The 18,871-nt window shown below is 71.7% G+C and carries 20 protein-coding genes; 4 read left to right on the forward strand and 16 right to left on the reverse strand.

What is annotated here, in order from left to right; genetic code table 11:
* Window positions 1–18 precede the first annotated feature (18 nt).
* The 6 genes from ACY35P_RS03295 to ACY35P_RS03320 form a co-directional block, all read right to left on the reverse strand.
* Entirely contained in the window at window positions 19–804 is a 786-nt protein-coding gene (locus ACY35P_RS03295; RefSeq protein WP_462114399.1) for a zinc metalloprotease, read from the reverse strand.
* Between the two features lie 276 nt (window positions 805–1,080).
* Complete coding sequence (locus ACY35P_RS03300; RefSeq protein ID WP_462114400.1) at window positions 1,081–1,794, reverse strand: UPF0149 family protein; 714 nt, start codon at window positions 1,792–1,794, stop codon at window positions 1,081–1,083.
* 101 nt (window positions 1,795–1,895) lie between these two features.
* Window positions 1,896–2,405, reverse strand: a complete 510-nt coding sequence (locus ACY35P_RS03305) for a hypothetical protein (RefSeq protein ID WP_462114401.1) — start codon at window positions 2,403–2,405, stop codon at window positions 1,896–1,898.
* Between the two features lie 13 nt (window positions 2,406–2,418).
* Window positions 2,419–2,727, reverse strand: a complete 309-nt coding sequence (locus tag ACY35P_RS03310) for a LysM peptidoglycan-binding domain-containing protein (RefSeq protein WP_462114402.1) — start codon at window positions 2,725–2,727, stop codon at window positions 2,419–2,421.
* An 83-nt stretch (window positions 2,728–2,810) separates the two neighbouring features.
* Entirely contained in the window at window positions 2,811–3,623 is an 813-nt protein-coding gene (gene queF / locus ACY35P_RS03315; protein ID WP_462114403.1) for an NADPH-dependent 7-cyano-7-deazaguanine reductase QueF, read from the reverse strand.
* Window positions 3,620–4,933, reverse strand: a complete 1,314-nt coding sequence (locus tag ACY35P_RS03320; protein WP_462114404.1) for an amidohydrolase — start codon at window positions 4,931–4,933, stop codon at window positions 3,620–3,622. Before ACY35P_RS03320 ends, queF begins: the two co-directional genes overlap by 4 nt.
* Window positions 4,934–5,009: 76 nt before the next feature.
* Here ACY35P_RS03320 and ACY35P_RS03325 point away from each other — a divergent pair, with 76 nt between their 5' ends.
* Window positions 5,010–6,389, forward strand: coding sequence for an APC family permease (locus ACY35P_RS03325; protein WP_462114405.1), 1,380 nt, complete (start codon window positions 5,010–5,012; stop codon window positions 6,387–6,389).
* A 46-nt stretch (window positions 6,390–6,435) separates the two neighbouring features.
* Here the strand turns inward: ACY35P_RS03325 and fghA are convergent, their stop codons facing one another.
* The 3 genes from fghA to ACY35P_RS03340 all read right to left on the reverse strand — a co-directional run bounded on the left by fghA (window position 6,436) and on the right by ACY35P_RS03340 (window position 10,548).
* Window positions 6,436–7,266, reverse strand: a complete 831-nt coding sequence (gene fghA, locus ACY35P_RS03330) for an S-formylglutathione hydrolase (RefSeq protein WP_462114406.1) — start codon at window positions 7,264–7,266, stop codon at window positions 6,436–6,438.
* On the reverse strand, window positions 7,266–8,375 hold the full coding sequence (locus ACY35P_RS03335) for an S-(hydroxymethyl)glutathione dehydrogenase/class III alcohol dehydrogenase (protein WP_462114407.1): 1,110 nt from the start codon (window positions 8,373–8,375) through the stop codon (window positions 7,266–7,268). Before ACY35P_RS03335 ends, fghA begins: the two co-directional genes overlap by 1 nt.
* A 73-nt stretch (window positions 8,376–8,448) precedes the next feature.
* Window positions 8,449–10,548 carry a TonB-dependent receptor family protein gene (locus ACY35P_RS03340; RefSeq protein WP_462114408.1) on the reverse strand — a complete coding sequence of 700 codons (2,100 nt, stop codon included), beginning with the start codon at window positions 10,546–10,548 and terminating at the stop codon, window positions 8,449–8,451.
* 171 nt (window positions 10,549–10,719) lie between these two features.
* Here ACY35P_RS03340 and ACY35P_RS03345 point away from each other — a divergent pair, with 171 nt between their 5' ends.
* On the forward strand, window positions 10,720–10,908 hold the full coding sequence (locus tag ACY35P_RS03345; RefSeq protein ID WP_462114409.1) for a hypothetical protein: 189 nt from the start codon (window positions 10,720–10,722) through the stop codon (window positions 10,906–10,908).
* A 34-nt stretch (window positions 10,909–10,942) separates the two neighbouring features.
* Here the strand turns inward: ACY35P_RS03345 and zapE are convergent, their stop codons facing one another.
* From zapE to ACY35P_RS03365, 4 genes are all read right to left on the reverse strand, one after another.
* Window positions 10,943–12,034, reverse strand: coding sequence for a cell division protein ZapE (gene zapE, locus ACY35P_RS03350; RefSeq protein ID WP_462114410.1), 1,092 nt, complete (start codon window positions 12,032–12,034; stop codon window positions 10,943–10,945).
* The gene (locus ACY35P_RS03355; RefSeq protein WP_462114411.1) at window positions 12,031–12,735 is read right to left on the reverse strand and encodes an alpha/beta hydrolase; all 705 of its coding nucleotides are present in this window, start codon (window positions 12,733–12,735) and stop codon (window positions 12,031–12,033) included. The genes zapE and ACY35P_RS03355 overlap by 4 nt, the downstream gene beginning before the upstream one ends.
* A gap of 77 nt (window positions 12,736–12,812) precedes the next feature.
* Window positions 12,813–13,328 (reverse strand): c-type cytochrome, encoded by a 516-nt coding sequence (locus tag ACY35P_RS03360; protein WP_462114412.1) that lies wholly within the window; start codon window positions 13,326–13,328, stop codon window positions 12,813–12,815.
* Window positions 13,329–13,464: 136 nt separating this feature from the next.
* Window positions 13,465–14,358: a pirin family protein gene (locus tag ACY35P_RS03365; RefSeq protein WP_462114413.1), complete on the reverse strand. Its 894-nt coding sequence runs from the start codon at window positions 14,356–14,358 to the stop codon at window positions 13,465–13,467.
* Window positions 14,359–14,483: 125 nt separating this feature from the next.
* On the opposite strand from ACY35P_RS03365, the gene ACY35P_RS03370 reads away from it, so the two are divergent.
* Together ACY35P_RS03370 and ACY35P_RS03375 are read left to right on the forward strand one after the other, a co-directional pair.
* Window positions 14,484–15,221, forward strand: a complete 738-nt coding sequence (locus tag ACY35P_RS03370; RefSeq protein ID WP_462114414.1) for an ABC transporter ATP-binding protein — start codon at window positions 14,484–14,486, stop codon at window positions 15,219–15,221.
* Window positions 15,218–16,960, forward strand: coding sequence for a putative ABC exporter domain-containing protein (locus ACY35P_RS03375; protein ID WP_462114415.1), 1,743 nt, complete (start codon window positions 15,218–15,220; stop codon window positions 16,958–16,960). Before ACY35P_RS03370 ends, ACY35P_RS03375 begins: the two co-directional genes overlap by 4 nt.
* A 2-nt stretch (window positions 16,961–16,962) precedes the next feature.
* Here the strand turns inward: ACY35P_RS03375 and ACY35P_RS03380 are convergent, their stop codons facing one another.
* Genes ACY35P_RS03380 through ACY35P_RS03390 form a run of 3 tightly spaced genes read right to left on the reverse strand, consistent with a single transcriptional unit; the run spans window position 16,963 to window position 18,847 of the window.
* A complete protein-coding gene (locus ACY35P_RS03380) occupies window positions 16,963–17,844 on the reverse strand; it encodes a carbon-nitrogen hydrolase family protein (RefSeq protein WP_462114416.1) in 882 nt (293 codons plus the stop codon).
* On the reverse strand, window positions 17,841–18,446 hold the full coding sequence (locus tag ACY35P_RS03385) for a GNAT family N-acetyltransferase (protein ID WP_462114417.1): 606 nt from the start codon (window positions 18,444–18,446) through the stop codon (window positions 17,841–17,843). Before ACY35P_RS03385 ends, ACY35P_RS03380 begins: the two co-directional genes overlap by 4 nt.
* The gene (locus ACY35P_RS03390) at window positions 18,443–18,847 is read right to left on the reverse strand and encodes a ketosteroid isomerase-related protein (protein WP_462114418.1); all 405 of its coding nucleotides are present in this window, start codon (window positions 18,845–18,847) and stop codon (window positions 18,443–18,445) included. Before ACY35P_RS03390 ends, ACY35P_RS03385 begins: the two co-directional genes overlap by 4 nt.
* Between the last annotated feature and the right edge of the window lie 24 nt (window positions 18,848–18,871).

Below are 18,871 nucleotides of genomic sequence, written 5' to 3' on the forward strand. Positions count from 1 at the left end.
CATGATCGCGGGGCGCGATCAGTCGCCCAGCAGCTCCATGTGCTCGAAGCCCGGCGCCAGCGTGACGTGGTGGATCCACGTGCCGCCCTTGCCGTCCGGTGCGGCCCAGACCTCGTCGAAGAAGCCCTTGCGCACGCGCACGCCCATCGGGTTCTGGCCAGCCATCGACTGCTGCGACGGCGACAGCGCGGCCGCCGTGGTCGAGTAGCTGTTGTAGCTGTCGAGGTGCTGGTAGATGGACGCGAGCTGCGCGTAGTCGTGCGAGTTCGGCGCGGTGCTGGTCGGCGACTGCGAGTAGTCCATGCAGGTGTTCTGCGTCGAGCCGTCTTCGCTGGTGTGGCCGAGGCCGAAGGTGTGGCCGAGCTCCTGGCACATCACGTGGCGACGCTCGTCCTGGCTCGCGAACGACGACGAGTACGAGTCGTTCATCTTCGACGTGCCCTGCGAGATGTGGCCGTTGCTGTCGAGGTTGATCGACGCGAGGCCCAGCCAGCCGTTGTTGCCGTAGGCCGCATTACACGAGCGCACCTTGCCGGTGACGGCCGGGCAGCGCTTGCGGGTGCGGCTGGTGTCGTCACCGGGGACGACGCGCAGGTCGAGCGGCTGCGCCTGCGACCACTGGCTCGCGGCGAGGTTCAGCTCGTCGTCCCAGTCGCTGGTGTTGCTGTCGATGACCTGCAGCGTGAACGAGGCGGTGTTGCGCGCCCAGTGGTAGTTGTTCCACGAATGGTTGGCGGTGGCGACGGTGGCGCAGAAGACGGCAGCCGTGCCGGCGGCGACGGCGGCGAGTCGGGCGAACTTCATGGGGTCGGTCCTTGAGGTCGGGGGGTGCCGCGCCCGCGCGGGGCGCGGGATCAACCTAGACCTCGTCCGCGCCCACCACGGAAATTCCCGGCCACTCAGGCCATGCAGCTTCTTGAATTCGTGAAATGCATCACGAAAAACCGTGGACCCTCGATCCAGGGTCGCGGCGAACCATGACGCGGTGCGTCATGTACGTTGCGCGAATATTCAGGTTTTCAGGACGCCTGCCGCAGTTTGCGGTGACGTATTGCGTCACATGGCCTTAACGACCCGGGTTCAGGACGCAGCCGCGCCGCAGCACTTCTTGTACTTCTTCCCGCTGCCGCACGGGCACGGCTCGTTGCGCTCGGGCGTCGCCTCGCGGCGGATCGGCTCGCGCGGCATCAGCGCCTCGATCCGGTGGTGGTGCAGGTCGTTGAGCATCCCCGGCAGGCTGCCGATGATCTCCAGCCGATCCTTGTAGCCGATCGGCTCGCCGGGCTGGGTCGGGTCCTCGCCGACGACTTCGCCGCTCGCGAGGCGGTCGAGCAGGTCGAAGATCTCCTCGATCCAGTCGTTCTCGTCGAGCCACGCTTCCCATGCTACCTCGCGCAGCTCGACGGCGGCGAAGAAGCCCATGGCCCAGTCGCGGCCCACGTCCAGCTCGTCGTCCTCGTGTTCGTCGAGGTTCTCGGGCAACCAGAGCAGCGGTGCCAGCGCATCCGGCAGGTCGTCGTCGCCGAAGCGCACGCGCTGCTCGGCGGTCGCGGCATGCGTGGCGAGCAAGGCGCGGATCTCCCGCGCCTCGTCCTCGTTTTCCCAACGCGGCGGGGTACCCCAGACGGCCGGTTCCCATTCCTCGAACGGCACGACCTCGGGCGAGAGCGCGAGCGCGGTGACGTAGCCGTCGAGCGCCTCGAGGTTGAAGCCCTTGAAGGGCACGGCGCGGGCGTCGAGCAGGTTCGACAGCTGTTCGATCTGGTCGTCGGTGAGGGGCGGCGCGACTTTCATGGGCGACTCGGGCGGGGCGACGGGCGCGCCATGGTAGTGCGCGCGCGGCCGCGGGGCGAAAAAAAGCGCGGCCGAAGCCGCGCCGGAGAGAGTCGTTGCGGTCAGCGCACGTCGAAGTCGCGCGACTGCACCACGGTGCCGTCGTGGGTGATCTCGACGCGGTACTTGCCCGTCGGCCAGCCGTCGGGCTTCGACACATGGAATTCGTGCGTCGCCGCGCCACCGCCGAGATCCTTGGTCTGCGTATCGACCGGCGTGGGTGCGGCATTGCCGTCCGCCCCGAGGTAGGACCAGCGGGCGCCGAGCTTTCCGGTCGCGTTCGCGGCGGTGGTCACCGAGGCGTAGAGCGTGTCCTTCGCGCCGAAGGCGGTCATCGGGCTGGCGACGCGGTTGTCGGTGCCGACGGACGTGCCGAGCTGCACGTCGCTGACGACGTCGCCGGCCATCGGCGTGGACGGCATCGGCGGGGGCGCCGAGAGGCCCGGGTCGGCAGTGGAGGTCGTCGTCGGCGCGCTGGGCGCGACCGGGCCGTCGTCCTTCTTCTTGCAGGCGACCAGTGCCGTCGAGGCGAGCAGCGCGACGGCGAGGATGCGGGCAGTCGGATGGGCCATCGGAAGTCTCCAGTCAGTCGTTGTGGGAAGGAATGACGAGCACCTGGCCCGGCCGGATCCGGTCCGGATCCTCGAGCTGGTCGCGGTTGGCGTCGAAGATGGCGTGCCAGGCGCTCGCCTTGCCGTAGAAATGCCGGGCGATGTGGGAGAGCGTGTCGCCCTTCTGTACGGTGTAGTGGCGCACGTCCGCGGCACCGCCGGTGCCGCCGCTGCCGGACACCGCACTGGTGCCGCTCTGGACGTTGGAGAAGTCGGGCGCCGACGCGGGCACCGACGAGGTGCCGCTGCGCACGTTGGAGAAATCGGGAGTCTGCGGGCTCATGGCGATCCACCTCTCAGGGATGTCGCCACCGTCGCACCGGGCCCGTTAAGGCGGCGCTAGCCCGCCGTGAACCGCCGCTTCCGTCATTGCCGCTCGTCGCGGGCGGCGGGCGGCGCCGCGGTGCCCGGCGTTGCGCGCCAGGGATTGATGTCGAGGCCGCCGCGCCGCGTGTAGCGCGCCTCGACCGACAGCATCGTCGGCGCGGCCAGCGCCATGAGGTCGACGAAGACGCGCTCCACGCACTGCTCGTGGAATTCGCAGTGGTCGCGGAACGAGACGATGTACCGCAGCAGCGCGGCATGGTCGATCGCCGGACCGCGATAGGCCACGGTCAGCCGGGCCCAGTCGGGCTGGCCGGTGACCGGGCAGTTCGACTTGAGCAGTTCGCTGGTGAGCGTCTCCTCGACGATGCCGCGCGTGGCATCCACCCCGAGCAGGCGTGCATTGGGCGGGCCGTAGCAGGTGATGTCGGTTTCGAGCGTGTCGAGCAGCGTCGCCGGGCGGCGGCGATCCACCGGCGGTAGGCCGAACGTCACCGTCACCTCGCCGCCCGCGGCCTGCGACAGGTCGCGCGCGATGCGCGAGCGCACCTCGTCGTAGCCGTTGAAGACGGTGCCGTTGAGCGAGTTCAGGTAGAGCTTCAGCGACTTCGATTCGACCAGGTGCGGCGTGTCCGCCGGCACGCAGATCGTCGCGGTGGCCACGTGCGGCTTGCCGCGCGCGTCGAGCCACGACAGCTCGTAGGCATGCCAGCGATCGTGCCCGGCGAACGGCAGCGGCATCGCGACGCCGATCGCCTCGCGGCCCTGCGCGCGTGCGATCGGGAACAGCAGCGAGGCATCGTAGGTCGACGGATAGTCGACGTGGCGGCCGAGCGGAATCGTCGTCTCGCTCATGCCCCGGGCGCCTCGAGGTAGTCGAGCGTGGCCTGCAGCATGGCGCGCAGGCCGACGTCGAGCGACTGCTCGTCCAGCCTGAACTCCGGCGAGTGGTTGCCCGGCGCGGTGGCGGGATCGATGCCCTCGCTGGTGGCGCCGACGAAGAAGAACAGGCCCGGCACTTCCTTCGCGAAGTACGAGAAATCCTCGGCGCCCATCTGCAGCGGCGGCTCGAAGACGTTCGCATCGCCCGCCACCGCCTTGAGGCTCGGCAGCATGCGCGCGGTCAGCGCCGGGTCGTTGTAGGTGACCGGATTGCCCTTCGTGTCCGGCACGTTCGCCTCGACCGTCGCGCCGTGCGCGGCGGCGACGTGCGCGGCGACGTTCTTGAGGTCGGCGAACGCCTTCTGCCGCATGCCTTCGTCGAAGGTGCGGATGGTGCCGATCATCGACACCTCGTCGGGAATGATGTTGTAGCGGATGCCGCCGTGGATCGCGCCGAAGCTCACCACCACGGGCAGGTTCGCGATGTCGGTGCGCCGCGCGACGATCGACTGCGCGCTGGTGACGATCTCGCCCGCGGTCACGATCGGGTCGATGCCGCCCCATGGCCGCGAGCCGTGCGTCTGCCGGCCCTTCACGGTGATGGCGAAACGGTCGGACGCCGCCATTTCCGGGCCCGGGCGCACGCCGATCTTCCCGACCTGGATCGAGGAGAAGACGTGCAGGCCGAAGACCGCGTCGGGCCTGAAGTCGCGGAACAGGCCTTCCTCCAGCATCAGCGAGGCGCCGCCGTTCTCGTTGCCCGGCGCGCCCTCCTCGCTCGGCTGGAAGACCAGCATCACCTGCCCGGGCAGGTCCTTGCGCATCTTCATCAGCGACTGCGCGATGCCCAGCAGGATCGCGGTGTGCGCATCGTGGCCGCAGGCGTGCATCACGCCGGTGGTCTGCCCGTTGAACTGCGTGGTGACCTTCGAGGCGAACGGCACGTCCACGCGCTCGGCGACGGGCAGCGCGTCCATGTCGGCGCGCAGGGCGAGCTTCGGGCCCGGCCGACCGCCTTCGATGACCGCGACCACGCCGTGGTTCGCGATGCCGGTGCGCGGCTTCAGCCCCATCGCGCGCAGCGCCTCGGCGACCTTCGCCGACGTGCGCACCTCGCGATTCGAGAGTTCGGGGTTCTGGTGGAAGTCGCGACGCCAGGCGACGACCTGCGACTGCACCGCGCGTGCGGCGGCGTCGACCTCCGGACGCGCGGCCGCCCGTGCCGGCGACGCGGAAACGGCGAGCGCCGCGAGGAGGGCGGCGGTCAGGACGGCGACGCGCATGGAGGCATCCGGCAAAAGAGGGCCATCGATGCTACTCCAGCTTTCCGGCCCGACGGCTGCACAGGGCCGCCCCGTCATGCGACGCTGCGCGCAGATTCCATTCATCGGCCTGACCGTGCCCACGACGCCTTCCTCCCCGCGCCCGCTGCAGGGCGACGCCGCACTCGTCCGCGCGATCGGCACGCTCGTGCTCGCCGCCGCGATCGTCAATTCGACCATCGGCGGCGGCATCTTCCGCATGCCGGGCGCGCTCGCCGCAGATGTCGGCATCGCCGCGCCGCTGTCGCTGATCGTCGGCGCGTTCGCGATCATCCCGATCGCACTGTGCTTCGCCGCCGCGGGCAGCCGCACGCATGCGACCGGCGGGCCGTACACCTACCTCTCCGTCGCATTCGGCCCGTTCGTGGGCTTCGTGGTCGGCGCGCTGATGTGGATCAGCCACGTCGCGTCGAGCGCGGCCGTGGCGGCCTCGTTCTCGCAGCAGGTCGCCAACCTCGCGCCCGCGATGGGCGAGCCGGTCGCGCGCAAGGCGCTCATCTTCGGCACCTACGGCCTGCTGTTCGTGCTCAATGCCTTCGGCGTCAAGCTCGGTTCGCGCGCGGTGGCGACGCTCGCGGGCGTCAAGCTCGCGCCGCTGGTGCTGCTGGTGCTGCTCGGGCTGCCCTTCGTGGACTGGAGCCAGATCAGCTTCAACCCCGGCGACGTGCCCTCGCTCGCCGCGCTCGGCGGCTCGCTGGTGCTGGTGATGTTCGCCTACTCCGGGCTCGAAACGGCGCTGGTGCCGTCGGGCGAATTCGACGATCCGGCGAAGACGGTGCCGCGCGCGACGATCGTCGCGATCCTGCTGGTGGTGGCGATCTACCTCGGCCTGCAGATCGTCGGCCAGGGCGTGCTCGGCAGCGCGCTCGCGACCAGTGAGGTCCCGATCGCCGACACGGCCGGCAAGCTCTTCTCCGCGGGGCGCACGCTGCTGCTGGCCACCGCCTGCGTCTCGATGGCCGGTTTCCTGCTCGGCAACCTGCTCGGCTCCTCGCGCCTGCTGTTCGCGCTCGGCCGCGACGGTTACCTCCCGGCGGTGTTCGGCCGCGCCAGCCCCACTTACCGCGTTCCGCTGCTCGGCCTGCTGACGCATGCGGGCATCGCCTGCCTGCTCGCGGTCGGCGGTACGTTCGACGCCTTGGCCGCGGTCTCCGGCGGCGCCATCTGCATCGTCTACGCGGCGGTCGCGCTGGGTGCGTGGAAACTGCAGCGACAGGGCGTGGCCGAACGCGGCGCACCGTTCCGCATGCCCGGCGGGGCGCTGATGCCGGTCGTCGGCTTCGCGATCATGGCGGCGATCTGCACCACGCTGAAGCCCGAGGAGTGGCGCGCGATCGCCATCTCGCTCGGCGTGCTGGTGCTGATCTACGGCGTGCTGCGGCTCATGCGCCGCGGCGTGCACGTGCCGTCGCCCTGAGGCGACGGTTCCGCGCGGCCGGCGAGGTCCGCGTTGCACGGCACGGTCAGCTGCGAAGCATTTCGGCGTGGTGCGCGAGGTGTTCGCCGATGAAGCTCGCGATGAAGTAGTAGCTGTGGTCGAAGCCGGGCTGCAGGCGCAGGTCGAGTGGATGGCTGGCCGCTTCGCACGCGGCGCGCAGCAGGTCCGGTTTCAGCTGCGTTTCGAGGAATTCGTCGGCCAGGCCCTGGTCGACGAGCAACGGCAGGCGTTCGGTCGCGCTCGCGACCAGCGTGCAGGCATCCCACTCGCGCCAGGCCGCGCGGTCGCCGCCGAGGTAGGCGCCGAACGCCTTCTCGCCCCACGGCACCGTCGACGGCGCCACGATGGGCGAGAACGCGGACACGCTGCGGTAGCGCCCCGGATTGCGCAGTGCGCACACCAGCGCGCCATGGCCGCCCATCGAATGCCCGCTGATGCCGCGCGCATCGCTCGCCGGGAAGTTGGCCTCCACCCACGCCGGCAACTCGCGCACCACGTAGTCGTGCATGCGGTAGTGCGAGGCCCACGGCGCCTGCGTCGCATCCACGTAGAAGCCGGCGCCGATGCCGAGGTCGTAACCGTCCGCATCCGCGACGCCTTCGCCGCGCGGGGACGTATCGGGCGCGACGAGGATCAGCCCGTGTTCGGCCGCATGCTGCTGCGCCCCGGCCTTGGTGATGAAGTTCTGCTCGCTGCAGGTCAGGCCGGACAGCCAGTACACGACCGGACACGGCCCGGCGATCGCCTGCGGCGGCAGGTAGACGCCGACGCGCGTGCGCGTGCCGAGCGTCGACGACTCGATCTCGTAGACGTCCTGCCAGCCGCCGAACGAGGCGTGGCGTTCGATGCGCTGCATCAGAAGTGCACCACGCTGCGGATCGATTCGCCCGCGTGCATCAGGTCGAAGGCGCGATTGATGTCGTCGAGCGGCATCGTGTGCGTCACGAAGGGCGCCAGCTCGATGTCGCCGCGCATCGCGTCCTCGACCATGCCGGGCAGCTGGCTGCGACCCTTCACGCCGCCGAAGGCCGTGCCCATCCATTTGCGACCGGTCACCAGCTGGAACGGCCGCGTGCTGATTTCCTGCCCGGCGCCTGCGACGCCGATGATCACGCTCTGGCCCCAGCCGCGGTGCGCGCATTCGAGCGCCGCGCGCATCACCTGCACGTTGCCGATGCATTCGAACGAATGGTCGACGCCCCAGCCGGTCATCTCGACGATCACCTGCTGCACGGGCTTGTCGAGGTCCTTCGGGTTGACGAAGTCGGTCGCGCCGAATTGCTTCGCCATGTCGAACTTCGAGGGATTGGTGTCGACCGCGATGATGCGCCCCGCTTTCGCCTGCCGCGCGCCCTGGATCACGGCGAGGCCGATGCCGCCCAGGCCGAACACCGCGACCGAATCGCCTTCCTGCACCTTCGCCGTGTTGTGCACCGCGCCGATGCCCGTGGTGACCCCGCAGCCGAGCAGGCAGACGTGCTCCGGGTTCGCGTCCGGGTTCACCTTCGCGAGCGAAACCTCCGCGACGACGGTGTACTCGCTGAAGGTGCTGCAGCCCATGTAGTGGTACAGCGGCTGGCCTTCGTAGCTGAAGCGCGAGGTGCCGTCGGGCATCACGCCCTTGCCCTGCGTCGCGCGCACGGCGACGCAGAGGTTGGTCTTGTTCGACTTGCAGAACAGGCATTCGCCGCATTCGGCGGTGTAGAGCGGGATGACGTGGTCGCCGGGTTTCACCGAGGTGACCCCCTCGCCGACCTCGACGACGATGCCCGCGCCCTCGTGGCCGAGCACGACGGGGAACAGGCCTTCGGGATCCTCACCCGACAGCGTGAACGCATCAGTGTGGCAGACGCCGGTGTGGGTGATGCGCACCAGAACTTCGCCCGCGCGCGGCGGGGCGACGTCGATCTCGACGATGCGGAGCGGTTCGCCCGCGGCGAAGGCGACGGCGGCACGGGATTTCATCGGCGAAGGCTCCGGAGGGGATGCCGGAATCGTAGCCGCCCGCGACCGCCGCGGTGTTCCACGTGCGTGAGGCTCAGTCGCCCCAGTTCCACTCGACGCCGAGCGTGAACGCGCGTCCGGCGCCCGGCTCGAAGTAGCGGCCGTTGGCGTCGTTGACGATCACCGAGCCGATGTGTCGACGGTCGAACAGGTTCGACACGCCGGCGAACAGGCGACCGTGCTCGTGCGCGCGACGCACGCGCCAGCCGAGGCTCGCGCCGACCAGCGTGTAGGCCGCGGTGCGCACGTCGCCCGCGGTGGTCGCGCCGACGCCCCCGACGTGCTGGACGTCCAGCTGCGCCTGCGCGCCGGTGTCGCCGCCGTAGCGCAGCGCGGCGAAGGCCTGCGCACGCGGCACGCCGGGCAGTGGCGTGCCGGCGGGCACGGTCGCCGGTGTGCGGCAGGCGGTGCCGACGCAACTGGCGAACGCCGAGCGGAATTCCGCGTCGAGCCACGTGCCGCTCGCATCGAGGCGCCAGCGCTCGCCGAGCGGCAAGCGCAGCGCCGCCTCGACTCCGCGGCGCCGCGCCGGGCCGGCATTGCGGAACGAGGTGCGACCGCCGCTGCTGGTGTTCACCACCAGCTCGTCGCGGGTGTCCGATTCGAACAGCGCGAGCTCGCCGCGCACGCCGCCGCGCTCGATCCGCGCGCCGAGTTCGGCATTGCGCGAGCGCATCGGCTGCAGCACGAAGTTCGGCCCGCTGCCGCCGTCGCTGCGATAGCCGAGCTCGTTGAACGTCGGCGTCTCGAAGCCGCGGCCCGCCGACGCGTACAGCGACACGCCGGGCATCGCCCGCCACGTCGCGCCCAGGACCGGCGAGACCGCGGCGTAGCGCACGCGGCCGCTGTCGTCGGGATTGGTCGCGGTGACGTAGCGATCCTGCGAGCGGAACGTCACCCGGCTCGCGCGCACGCCGCCGCTCACGCTCCACGCGGGCGAGACGTCCCACGTGGCCTGCAGGTAGGGATCGACCGACTGCACGCGATCGTCCTGGCGCTGCCGGAGCGCGCCGCGCACGCCCATCGTGGTGCCGACGAAGTTCTCGTAGCCCGTGCGCGCCTGGCGCTGCGACTGCACGTCGAGCCCGAGCACGAGATCGAACGGCCGGCCGGCGAGACCGGTGCGCATCGAATACCGCGCGTCGAGGCCCATGAAGGGCGAATCGAGGTCGACCCAGCCGCCGGGGCTGAGCGGGCTGCGTTGCGCCTCGGGCGGCGTGGACAGCACCTGCCCGACGCGGCGGCGGCCGCCGTAGGCGAGCAGCCGCAGGCCGCCGTCGTGCTCGAAGACCGCACCGACCTGCACCTGCCGCGCCGACTTGCGCGCATCGAAGCGCAGCGCGCCGGCACTCGCCTGGCGCGGATCGGCCTCGACCTGCTCGCGCGTGAGGCCCTGCGGGTCCTGCACGTCCGGGGAATCGAAGACGTTTCCGAGCAGCGTCAGCCGGCCGCCGGCCACCGGCAGCGCGAGCTTCGCGTTGACGCCGGTGCGCGTCGCGCGGCTGTGCGCGCGGAAGCCGCCGGTCGAAAAGCGCGAGGCTCCGATCGCGTAGTCGACGTCGCCTACCGCACCGCGCGCGTTTGCGCCGATGCGCCACGTGTCGAAGCTGCCGACGGACGCCTGGACGCCGAGGCGATCGGGTGCCCCGCCGTCCTCGGTGTAGACCTGGACGACGCCGCCTGCGCCGTTGCCGTAGAGCGCGGCGAACGGCCCGCGCAGCACTTCGATGCGCGCGGCGTCGCCGAGCGGGAAATGCGAGACCTGGCCCTGTCCGTCGGGCATCGTCGCCGGGATGCCGTCCACGTAGAGGCGCACGCTGCGGATGCCGAAGCTCGCGCGCGTGCCGAAGCCGCGGATCGAGATCTGCTCGTCCTGCGCCCAGTTCTGCCGGGTGCGTGCGAGCACGCCGGGAACGCCGGCGAGCTTTTCGGACAGCGTCGCCCCGTTGCCCGTGGTGTCGAGCGCGTCGCCCTGAAGCACCGAGACGGCGGCGGGCGTGCGATCGATCGCACGCGGCGCGCGCGTGGCGATGACCTGCACGCGGTCGAGCGTGGCGGGGTCGGGTGCGGACGGCGGGGTGGCCTGGGCGGCGCCGGCGAGCGCGAGCAGGCAGAGCGGGGCGGGTCGGATCACCGGCGCAGGTTAAACGAGCCCCACAAGCGGCCGTGTGTGCGCCGCTGCCCTGACGCGACCGCGTGCGTTCGCTGAACGGCGACGCAGCGCCGGAACGCATCGGCGGGTTTCTTCACCTGCGTTTGAAAAGCGCCTGCCTAGCGTCGCGTCACCACGACGGGGAATGCACCGATGGAACCGATGCCGATCACCACTTCCGCTCTCGCCTCCGCGACGCCGCGCTTCGATGCCGCCGGCGGTTTCGCGCAGGACGACGACCTGCTGCGCGACCACTTCGCCGACGGCTGGGACAGCGACGACGCGATGCTCGGCTGGGTCGACGAGACCGTGCTGCGCAGCCGTCGCCCGCGCCTGCACTGATCGGCGCGTCGGCATCATCGCGCACCGTCGGCGCTCAGCCGCGGTGCTCGAGCGCCAGGTATTCGGCCGACTGCATCTCGATCAGCCGCGAGGCGGTGCGCTCGAACGCGCCGCCGAGGCGGTCGCCGCGGTAGAGCCGCGTCGGGTCGGCATCGGCGGTGCAGACGAGGTTGACGTGGCGATCGTAGAACTCGTCGACGAGGTGCACGAAGCGCCGCGCCGCGTCGCCGCGCGTGTCGTCCAGCGCCGGAATGCCGCCGACCAGCACGGTGTGGTGCTCGGTCGCGATCTCGATGTAGTCGCTCGCCGCGCGCGGGCCCTCGCAGAGCGCCGTGAAGTCGAACCAGGCATGGCCTTCGATGCGCGCGCGCACCGGGATGTCGCGGCCTTCGATGTGCAGCGGCGCATGCGGCACCGGCGCCTGGCAGGCAAGTTCCTGCCAGCGCTGCGCGAGCCATGCGTCGGACTGCGCGTCGAGCGGCGCGCGGTACACCGGTGAGCGGGTGAGCGCGCGGAGCCGGTAGTCGGTCGCGCTGTCGAGGAGGAGCACGGTGGTGTTCGCCTCGAGCAGGCGGATCGCCGGCAGGAAGCGCTCGCGCTGCAGGCCGTCCTTGTAGAGGTTCGGCGGCGCGGTGTTGGAGCTGGTCACCAGCGCGACGCCTTCGGCGAAAAGCCGTTCGAGCAGGCGGCCGAGCAGCATCGCGTCGCCGATGTCGTTGACGAAGAACTCGTCGAGCACGAGAACGCGGAGGGTCCCGCGCCACTCCTTCGCGATGATCGAAAGCGGGTCGCTCGCGCCGGCGTGGCGACGCAGCGCCTCGTGCACGTCGCGCATGAAGCGGTGGAAGTGCGTGCGCTGCTTTTGCGCGAACGGCAGCGACTCGAAGAAGAGGTCGATGAGGAACGTCTTGCCGCGGCCGACGCCGCCCCACAGGTAGAGGCCGCGCGGCGCGGGCGGGCGCTTGCCCTGCAGGCGATCGAACAGGCCCGGCTTCGGCGGATCGAGCAGCGCGGCCTGCAGGCGGTCGAGTTCGGCGAGCGCGGGCTGCTGGGCGGGGTCGAACTGCCAGTCGCCGCGCGCCACGCCGTCGGCATAGCGCTGCGAGGGGCTGCGCGCCTCGCTCATGCGCCGGCGCCCGCGGCGAACGCCGGCAGTTCGGCCTGCACGCCGTCCTTCATCGCCTGGCGCAGGTCCATCAGCCGGCCGTGGAAGAAGTGGCTCGCGCCGGGCAGGCGGATCAGCGTCGGCGGCTGGCGCAGGTCGCCGAGGCGCTGCAGCCAGTCGTAGACGTGCACGGGCGCGACGATCTCGTCGGCCTCGCCCTGGATCACGAACCACGGGCCGGTGTAGAGGCCGAGGTGGTCGAAATCCCAGCTGCGGCCCGCGGGGGGCGCGATCGAGAACAGCAGCGCGGGCTGCAGCGCGTCGGCCATGCGCAGCGAGACGAACGCGCCGAAGCTGAAGCCGCCCAGCCACAGCGCGGCCCCGGGCTTTTCGCGGCGCACCCAGTCGACCACCGCGCGCAGGTCGTCGGATTCGCCGACGCCGTCGTCGAAGCGGCCGGCCGAGCGGCCGACGCTGCGGAAGTTGAAGCGCACCGTGGTGGCGCCGAGCTCGCGCAGCGCGCGGCCCGCCATCGTCACCACCTTGTTGGTCAGGCTTCCGCCCTCGGTGGAGAGCGGATGGCAGACGATCGCGACCACGTCGCGCGGCGCGACGCCGGCCTCGGGCGTGTCGACGGCGACCTCGAGCGGGCCGGCGGGGCCGTCGAGCATCAGCGTGGCGACGCCACCGGGCGGAAGGGCGGGAAAGGCGGGAGTCGGCATCGGCGCAGCCTACGCGGCGGGGTGTGGAAACGACGACGCCGCCCGGAGGCGGCGTCGAAGCGGTGCGCGCGGTGCGCTTACTTCAGGTTGGCGAGCATCCAGTCCACCGTGGCGATGACCTGCTCGTCGGTGAGCGACGGGTTGCCGCCCTTCGCCGGCATCACGCCCGCCGAGCCCTGGTAGCCCTCGATCGCGTGCTTGTGCAGCGTGTCCTTGCCCTGCGCGATGCGCGCATCCCAGTGCGCGTGGTCGAGCGTCGGCGCGCCGCCGGCGCCCGAGCCGTGGCAGCCCGAGCAGAGCTGGCCGAAGATCACCGAGCCGTCCTTCGTGCCGCCGTAGGCGACCTGCGAGGCGGCGGCCGCGGCGGCTGCGGCCGAGGCCGCGGCCTGCTGCGCGGCGCCGGTCTGGCCCGCGTAGACCGCGCCGACCGGCGCGATGCGGTCCTCGACCACGCGGTTCATCGCCGGGTCGCGCTCGTGCGGCAGCGCGCCGTTGACGTACAGCGCCGCCAGGATGAGGGCGATCATGATGACGACCAGGAAGCCGATCAGCATCGAGAATTTCTTGAGGAACACGAGGTCGTAATTGCGCACGATCCACCTTGGGCGCGCCGGGGCGCGCGGGGCCGGGTTGGGGTCGGAACGAGGCGCGCCGCATCGCGACGGCCCCGGGCAGCGCAGTTTATCACCGGGCCCGGCGCGCACGGCGCGCCGGTGCGCCCGATGCGGCTCAGGACATCGGGTTCGGCGGCGGCGGCGGGTCGTCGGGCAGCGGAATGAACTCGTCGTGGTCGAGGTCGGGCAGCTTCATCCGCCCCGCGCGCCAGTCGGCCTTGGCCTGCTCGATACGCGCCTTGCGCGAGGACACGAAGTTCCATTCGATGAAACGCGGGCCCAGCGGCTCGCCGCCGAGCGCGATCACCGTTGCCGCCCCGCGCGCGGCGAGCGTGGCCGCCCGGCCCGGGGCGAGCACCAGCATCTGGCCGACGCCGAACACCTGCCCGTCGACCTCCACCCAGCCGCGCGCGACGTAGAGCGCGCGGTCGGGATGATCGGGTGGCAACGCGAACCGCGCGCCGTCGGCGAGCTCGAGGTGCAGGTAGAACAGCGGCGAATGCACCGGCACCGGCGCCACCAGACCCAGCGCGTGGCCGGCGACGAGCCGCCCCTGCACGCCGGCCTCGCCGAAGGCCGGCAGGTCGCCCGCGTCGAAGTGGGCGAAGCCCGGATCGGTCTCCTCGTCCGCCTCCGGCAGTGCGACCCAGGCCTGCAGGCCGTCCAGCCGGTCGCCCTCGCGGCGGCCCTTCTCGAATCGCTCGGAATGCGTGATGCCGCGGCCGGCGGTCATCCAGTTCACCTCGCCCGGGCGGATCGGCTGCGCCGAGCCGACGCTGTCGCGATGCATGATCTCGCCGTCGAGCAGGTAGGTGAGCGTCGACAGGCCGATGTGCGGATGCGGCCGCACGTCGACCTCGCGCGGGAGGCCGGGCGCGAAATCGGCCGGGCCCATGTGGTCGAAGAAGACGAAGGGGCCGACCATCCGCCTGCGCGCGGACGGCAGCACGCGGCCGACCTCGAAGCCGCCGAGATCCTTGCGGCGGGCGGGGATGACGAGTTCGATCATGGCGGGCTCCGGGCGGTGGGCCAGCCTAGCGCCGCGCCCGCCCGGGGCCGGTCGACGGATGCAACGGGCCGTTGCAGGCGGCGCGCCCGGGTCCACAATGGCCGCGCCTCCCTGCGTGAACGGCCATGATCGAAGTCGAACGACTCACCAAGCGCTACGGCGACTTCACCGCCGTCGACAGCCTGTCCTTCAGCGTCCGCCCGGGCGAGGTGATGGGGCTGGTCGGCCCCAACGGCGCCGGCAAGACCAGCACCCTGCGCTGCGTCGCCGGCATCATCCCGGCCACGCAGGGCACGATCCGCCTGGGCGGCATCGACCTCGGCGCGGATCCGGTCGGCGCCAAGCGCACGATGGCCTTCATCGCCGACGAGCCGCGGCTGTTCGACTACCTCACCGTCGCCCAGCACCTCGCCTTCGTCGCCCGCCTGTACGGCGTGGCCGACTACAAGGCGCGCGGCGAGTCGCTGCTGGCCGACCTCGAGATGGCCGACAAGCAGGACCTGCTGCCGGGCGAGCTCTCGCGCGGCATGAAGCAGAAGCTCGCGATCGCCTGCGGCCTGCTGCACGGCCCGAAGGCGGTGATCTTCGACGAGCCGCTGACCGGCCTCGACCCGCGCGGCATGCGCCGGATGAAGGACGTGATGCGCAGCCTCGCGGCACAGGGCGCGGCGATCATCCTCAGCTCGCACCTGCTCGACCTGGTCGAGGAGGTCTGCACGCACCTGCTCATCCTCAAGGACGGCCGCTCGATGGCCGACGGCGCCGTGTCGGAGATCCGCGCGCGGTTCGCCGGCGACGGCGCGACGCTCGAGGACGTGTTCTTCCTCGCGACCGAGGACACGCCGGACGCGACCCGCGCATGAGCGTCGTCCGCGCGCTCGTCTACCTGCAGGCCACGACGGTCCTCGGCCTGGTGCGCCAGCGCCTGCGCCGGCTGAAGCAGCCGAAATACCTCGTCGGTGCGCTCGCGGGCGCGGCCTACCTGTACTTCTTCATGCTGCGCCCGATGCTGTCGGGCGCGCGCGGCACGCCGCGGCTGATGCACCTGCCGCCGGAGTTCGCGCAGGTGGCGGTGCCGCTGGGCGCGCTCGGACTGCTCGTGGTGGCGTTCTCCGCGTGGATCTTCCCGAGCGACCGCGCGGCGTTGCGCTTCTCCGAAGCCGAGACCTCGTTCCTGTTCCCGGCGCCGATCACGCGCACCGGGCTCATCCACTTCAGCGTGCTGCGCGCGCAGCTCGTGCTGTTCGTCTCGGTGTTCCTGATCTCGCTGCTGCTGCGCCGCGGCCGCGCGATGGGCATCAACCCGCTGCAGTACGCCACCGCGCTGTGGCTGATGGCGGCGACGCTGCGCCTGCATTTCCTCGGCGCCTCGTTCACCCGCGAGCGCCTGCTCGACCTCGGCGTGCGCCCCGCCTGGCGCCGCGCCGGCGCACTCGCGCTCGCCGTGCTGCTCGCCGCGGCCTGCATCGCATGGGCGTGCGCGCATGCGCCGCCGCCCGACCTCGTCGACCTGCGCGGGCTCGCGACCTATGTCGGCAGCGCGCTCGGCTCCGGCCCGGCGTACTGGGTGCTCGCCCCGTTCCGGGCACTGGTCGCACCGATCTTCGCCACGTCCTCGACCGTCTTCCTGAAGGCCGCGCCCGTGGCGGCGGCACTGCTGTTGCTGCACTACGCCTGGGTGGTGGCCGCGCAGGTCTCCTTCGAGGAGGCCTCGATCGCACAGGCGAAGCGGCGCACCGAAACGGTGCGCGCGATGCGCGAGGGCCGCATGCGCATCGGCAACGGCCCGAAGCGCGCGCGCAAGGCGCCGTTCGTGCTCGCGCCGCAGGGCTTCGCGCCGATCGCCTTCCTGTGGAAGGACCTGCTCGCCGCGGGTCCGCTGTGGCGCCTGCGCAGCGCGGTGATCGCCGCCGTCGTGATCGTCGCCGGCACGCAGTGGATCGCACGGCTGCCGGCCGCGCCGGTGCTGCTGCAGGTGGTGGGCGTCGGCGCACTCGCCATCGCCGGCTGGAGCGGCTTCGTCGGCCCGATGATCGCGCAAGGCCGCCTGCGGCGCTCGCTCGACCATCTCGACGTGCTCCGCGCCACGCCGCTGCGCGGCTGGCAGATCGCGCTCGGGCAACTGCTCGCGCCGGTCGCGATGCTCGTCGGCGTGCAGGCGCTGCTGCTGCTCGCGGCCGCCTGCGCGTATGTGCGCGTGCCCGACGTCGCGTGGCTGACGCCGGGCGTGATGGTGGCCGGCGGCGTCGCCGTCCTGCTCGTCGCGCCGCTGGTCTGCGCGCTGATGCTGTGCGTGCCCTTCGCGGGGATGCTGGTGTTTCCGGGCTGGTCCGGCAGCGGCCGCGGCGGCGGCATCGACGTCATGGGCCAGCGCCTGATCTTCGGCGGCGCCTACCTGCTCGCGCTGGTGATCGCCCTGCTGCCGGCGGCCGCGGTGTCGGGCCTCGTCGTCTTCCTGCTGCGCCTGTTCGCCGGTTGGCCGGTGGCCGGCACGATCGCGGCGGTCGTCGGCGCGGCGGTGCTGGCGGTCGAAGTGGGCCTGATGCTGCGCTGGCTCGGCGGCCGCATCGAGCGCTTCGACGTCTCGACCGAAATGCGCTGAGTTCAGCGCCCGGCGTCGAGCCGCGCGCGCACGATGGCCGGGGCCTGCTGCGCGGGCCAGTCGCGATCGTTCGCCACCTGGGCATGCGCCCGGCTCGCGTCCAGCGCCTCGACGTCGAGTTCCGCGATCGCCCAGGCTTGGTCGCCGCGCGTGCGCGCGACGATGCCGTCGTCGGGAAAGCCGCGATCCATCGGCGCGTACAGCGTCGCTTCGCCGGTGTTGACGTCGAGCGCGGGACTCCACGGCGCTTCGCCGGCGGTGACGGCCTGCGCCACGAACATGCGGTTTTCCAGCGCACGCGCCAGGCAGCCGACCTCGACGCGCCGCGCGCCGGCCGCGGTGTCGGTGCAGCTCGGCACCAGCAGCAGGCGCGCCCCGGCCTCGGCCTGCGCGCGCACCGGCAGCGGGAATTCGCTGTCGTAGCAGACCGCGATCCCGGCGCGTACGCCGATAGCGATCACCGACAGCGCGTCACCCGGCGCGATCACGCCAGTCGATTTCTCGAAGGCGGTGAGCTGCAGCTTGTCCTGCGCGCCGCGGCGACCGTCCGGCGCGAACCAGTCGGCGCGATTGCGGTAGCGACCGTCGCCCGCGTCGAGCAGGAACGTGCCGGCCTGCACGACGAGGTCGAGCTCGCGCGCGAGGTCCGCGTACAGCGCGAGCCAGGGCCCGCGGTAGCGCTGGATCGCGCCGAGCGAGCGATGCAGGTCCGATGCGATCCCGGCATCGAACGTCGCGGCGAGCTCGAGCGCGAGGTATTCCGGCAGCACCGCGATGCGCGCACCGGCGCGTGCGGCCTCGGCGAGCAGCGCGCGCTGCCGCGCGGCGAAGTCGTCGAACGAGGCGGGACGACCGATCGCGTATTTCGCGGCCGCCACCTTCATGCGTGGGGTTCCAGCGGGCGCAGCCAGAACGTCAGCGACTTGTCGGTCTCGACCGGCGCGTCGATTTCCTTCCAGGCGAGCCGCATCGACAGCGCGGGCTGGCGAACGTAGCCGCGCCCGGACCAGAACGCCGCGTTGTCGTGCGCGTCCACCGGGCGGCGCGGATCGGCCCCGTCGCGATCGACGGCCGCGAAGGCCGTGCAGTCGAAGCGGCCCAGTGCGCGGGCCTGCGCCTCGCGCGCGTCGAAGAAGGCATGGCCGAGGCCGCGACCGCGGTACGCGGGCAGCAGCACCGACTCGCCGCAGTAGAAGACGCGTGCCAGGTCGATCCCCGCCGCTTCGAACGGCGCGCGGAATGCCGGGTCCTCGTCGGCGAGTGGCAGCCCGGTCGACGCACCCACCACGCGGTCGCCGTCGAGCGCGACTACGGCGATCGCGTCGGCGCTGCGCAGGTAGGCGGCGAGGTACTGCGCCTCGTAGTCGGCATCGCCGTCGTAGAGGTAGGGCCAGTCCCGGAACACCTCGATGCGCAGGCGCGCCAGGTCGTCGAGACGCGCGCCGATCGCCGCACCGTGCAGCGTCTCGAGGCGCAACGCGCTCATGCGCGCTCGACCTGCGCGATCCAGTCGCCGAGGTTGTAGTAGTTGGTGACGCGCGCGATGAGACCGTCGCGGAGCTCGAAGAACGCGCCGCCCGGCAGCACGTAGGCTTGCCCCGTCGCTTTCGGCAGGCCGGCGTCGTCGGCGAGGTACGTGCCGTGGACGACGTACTCCGCCGCCGCGCGCGTGCCGCCGGCGTCCACCATCACCACGATGTCCGTCAGCCGCTCGCGGTAGCTCGCGTCCATGCGGGCGAGGAAGCTGCGAAACGCCTCGACCCCGGTCTCGCGCGGCCCCTGGTTGAGGTCGTGCGCGACGTCGTCGGCGAGCAGCGCGAGCATCGCGTCGCGGTCGCCCCGGTTGAAGGCGTCGTAGTAGGCGTGGACGAGCTCGGCGGCGTTCATCGAAGGCTCCTGCGGGCCCGGGAA

Source organism: Lysobacter xanthus, from assembly GCF_047159895.1.

What these genes read in the sequence shown, in the direction of transcription:
- ACY35P_RS03365 (WP_462114413.1), bottom strand. Translation starts at nt 14,358, where the DNA reads ATGATCGAACTCGTCATCCCCGCCCGCCGCAAGGATCTCGGCGGCTTC.
- ACY35P_RS03345 (WP_462114409.1), top strand. Translation starts at nt 10,720, where the DNA reads ATGGAACCGATGCCGATCACCACTTCCGCTCTCGCCTCCGCGACGCCG.
- ACY35P_RS03385 (WP_462114417.1), bottom strand. Translation starts at nt 18,446, where the DNA reads ATGAGCGCGTTGCGCCTCGAGACGCTGCACGGTGCGGCGATCGGCGCG.
- ACY35P_RS03305 (WP_462114401.1), bottom strand. Translation starts at nt 2,405, where the DNA reads ATGGCCCATCCGACTGCCCGCATCCTCGCCGTCGCGCTGCTCGCCTCG.
- ACY35P_RS03355 (WP_462114411.1), bottom strand. Translation starts at nt 12,735, where the DNA reads ATGCCGACTCCCGCCTTTCCCGCCCTTCCGCCCGGTGGCGTCGCCACG.
- ACY35P_RS03335 (WP_462114407.1), bottom strand. Translation starts at nt 8,375, where the DNA reads ATGAAATCCCGTGCCGCCGTCGCCTTCGCCGCGGGCGAACCGCTCCGC.
- ACY35P_RS03295 (WP_462114399.1), bottom strand. Translation starts at nt 804, where the DNA reads ATGAAGTTCGCCCGACTCGCCGCCGTCGCCGCCGGCACGGCTGCCGTC.
- ACY35P_RS03325 (WP_462114405.1), top strand. Translation starts at nt 5,010, where the DNA reads ATGCGACGCTGCGCGCAGATTCCATTCATCGGCCTGACCGTGCCCACG.
- ACY35P_RS03320 (WP_462114404.1), bottom strand. Translation starts at nt 4,933, where the DNA reads ATGCGCGTCGCCGTCCTGACCGCCGCCCTCCTCGCGGCGCTCGCCGTT.
- ACY35P_RS03380 (WP_462114416.1), bottom strand. Translation starts at nt 17,844, where the DNA reads ATGAAGGTGGCGGCCGCGAAATACGCGATCGGTCGTCCCGCCTCGTTC.
- ACY35P_RS03370 (WP_462114414.1), top strand. Translation starts at nt 14,484, where the DNA reads ATGATCGAAGTCGAACGACTCACCAAGCGCTACGGCGACTTCACCGCC.
- fghA (WP_462114406.1), bottom strand. Translation starts at nt 7,266, where the DNA reads ATGCAGCGCATCGAACGCCACGCCTCGTTCGGCGGCTGGCAGGACGTC.
- queF (WP_462114403.1), bottom strand. Translation starts at nt 3,623, where the DNA reads ATGAGCGAGACGACGATTCCGCTCGGCCGCCACGTCGACTATCCGTCG.
- ACY35P_RS03300 (WP_462114400.1), bottom strand. Translation starts at nt 1,794, where the DNA reads ATGAAAGTCGCGCCGCCCCTCACCGACGACCAGATCGAACAGCTGTCG.
- ACY35P_RS03375 (WP_462114415.1), top strand. Translation starts at nt 15,218, where the DNA reads ATGAGCGTCGTCCGCGCGCTCGTCTACCTGCAGGCCACGACGGTCCTC.
- ACY35P_RS03390 (WP_462114418.1), bottom strand. Translation starts at nt 18,847, where the DNA reads ATGAACGCCGCCGAGCTCGTCCACGCCTACTACGACGCCTTCAACCGG.
- ACY35P_RS03310 (WP_462114402.1), bottom strand. Translation starts at nt 2,727, where the DNA reads ATGAGCCCGCAGACTCCCGATTTCTCCAACGTGCGCAGCGGCACCTCG.
- zapE (WP_462114410.1), bottom strand. Translation starts at nt 12,034, where the DNA reads ATGAGCGAGGCGCGCAGCCCCTCGCAGCGCTATGCCGACGGCGTGGCG.